Source organism: Streptomyces pathocidini, assembly GCF_001418495.1.
Lineage (GTDB): Bacteria > Actinomycetota > Actinomycetes > Streptomycetales > Streptomycetaceae > Streptomyces > Streptomyces pathocidini.
Genome location: NZ_LIQY01000270.1, coordinates 1 through 1,373, shown reverse-complemented (window position 1 = coordinate 1,373; position 1,373 = coordinate 1). Strand labels below are relative to the sequence as shown.

At 77.5% G+C, this 1,373-nt stretch carries 1 protein-coding gene and 1 pseudogene; both read right to left on the bottom strand.

Annotated elements, in window-relative coordinates; translation table 11 throughout:
- Positions 1 to 404 (bottom strand): annotated as a pseudogene (locus AOK16_RS14510) (ABC transporter permease); the annotation flags it as partial.
- Between the two features lie 135 nt (positions 405 to 539).
- Positions 540 to 1,373, bottom strand: an 834-nt coding sequence (locus AOK16_RS14505; protein WP_055472677.1) for an ABC transporter ATP-binding protein, incomplete at its 5' end; no start/stop codon positions are given.

Genomic DNA, 1,373 nt, shown 5'->3' with positions numbered 1-1,373 from the left:
GCGGCGGGCGGCACGGGCAGGGTCGCGTAGTGGTCGAGCCCGCCGCTGGCGCGCAGCTGGCCGAAGTACTGGGCGAGGAGGTTGAGCGCCACGAAGGCCACCACGAGCACGCTCGACCCGGCGACCACGGCCCGCGCCTCGGCCCCGCCGTCCACGACGCCGCGCATCAGCACCATGATCCCGATGCTCTGGAAGGTGGCCACGAACAGCAGCGGGATCCGCGCCACCCGGGCCCGCGACAGCTGCGCGCGGTAGACGGCGCCGAGCGCGGGCAGCAGGCGGGCGCGGGGGGCGAGCGGGGCGGCTCCCGTGCCGGGGCGCGGGCCCGCCGCCGTACCGTCCGCCCTCATCGCCTCCGGCTCCGGGAGCCGTCCGGACACCGCCTCCGCGGGCACGACACTCACGTTGCGCTGCTCCTGTTCGGTACGGGCGGATGCGCCACTGCCGGACGGCCGGATGCGGGAGGACAGTCCGACACGGGCGGATGCTCCGACACGGGCGTGCGGCGCGCCCTGCCCGCCGCACGCGCCCTGCCTGTCTCAGTCACCCTTCACCAGCCCTCCCGCCCGGCCGCCCACCGCGAGGTACACGTCCTCCAGGCTCGGGGTGGCCAGCGTGAAGTCGTCGAGGGCGGCGAAGGCCGAGCCGCCGGTGACGGCGGCGACCGCCGCGCGCGCCTCGTCCGGGGCGAGCCGCAGCACCCAGCGGCGCCCGGCCTCGCGCGCGCAGGCGCGCAGCGCGGCGACCTCGGGGACGTCGAGCGGGGCGCGGTCCCGCCACACCAGCTCCAGCCGCACCTCGTCCGCGACGAGGGCCTTCAGCCCGCCCGGGGTGTCGCAGGCGATGACCCGGCCGCGCTCCAGAACGGCGACGCGGTCCAGGACGGTCTCGGCCTCGATGACGTTGTGGGTGACCAGGACCACGGTCGCGCCGCGCTCGGCCCGGCGCCGGTCCACGGCGGCCCACACGGCGCGCCGGGCGACCGGGTCCATGCCGGTGGTCGGCTCGTCCAGGACGAGCAGCGGGCGCTCGCCGACCAGCGCCGCCGCGAAGCAGGCGAGCCTGCGCTGGCCGCCGGAGAGCTTCTTCAGGGGGCGGGCGGCCAGCGGCGTGAGGCCCAGCTCGTCGAGCACGGCGTCGCGCTCGGCCCGCGCGGTGCGGGCGTCGAGGCCGCGCAGCCGGCCGGTGGTCTCGGCGGCCAGCCCGACGGTCAACTCGTCCAGCGCGCTGGACTCCTGGCCGAGGTACGCGATGAGGCGCGCGGCGCGCTCCGGATGGCGTACGAGATCGTGGCCGAGGACCGCGACGCTGCCCTCGTCGGGGCGCATCAGGCCGGTGAGCTGGCGTACGAGGGTGGACTTGCCGGCGCCGTT